1 protein-coding gene is annotated in these 591 nt (G+C 73.3%); it reads right to left on the bottom strand.

Annotated elements, in window-relative coordinates; genetic code table 11:
• Positions 1-591 (bottom strand): sulfite exporter TauE/SafE family protein (locus tag G3N93_RS41200; RefSeq protein ID WP_241026933.1); only part of this gene is annotated, 591 nt, incomplete at both ends.

Here is a 591-nt window from a genome sequence, read left to right on the forward strand (position 1 = left end):
GTGGCGGCGGGTTGTGGGGGGTGACGGTCAGTAAGCGATTGTGCCGGGTGATGGGGGGCGCGGGCGGGCGCGGATGCGGTGCCCGTGGCCGGTCGCGCGCTTCGTTGCGCGCCGCACGCCGCCTTCGCGAGCAGCGCGAGCGCGACGCACACGAGCACGGCCGCGAACCCGGCCTGTACATGTCGCGCGGAGAGGTGGTGCGACGCGCCGCGACCGGCGGCCATGCCGAGTGCGGTCGCGACGGCGAACCACAGCGTCACGTCGAGCGGTGCGCGCGTGCCCGACACGAGCGTGGCGAACACACCGCCGGTGCCGACGAGCGCGATCACCATCAGCGACGTCGCGACGACGCCATGCATCGACACGTTCGTGAACTTGCGCAGCATCGGCACGATCACGAAACCGCCTCCGACGCCGAGCAGCCCGGTCATCAGGCCCGTCATCGCGCCGGTCGACGCGAGCGCGACGCCGACCGGCCAGGACCACACGAGCCGGCCCGTGTCGGGATTCACGCGGCCGACGCACAGCGGCGACGCTTCCGCGTCGACCGGCGCGTGGCGCAGCGCCTGCAACAACAGGCGGCCGGGATCT

It is taken from the genome of Burkholderia sp. Se-20378 (assembly GCF_017104665.1).
Lineage (GTDB): Bacteria > Pseudomonadota > Gammaproteobacteria > Burkholderiales > Burkholderiaceae > Burkholderia > Burkholderia lata.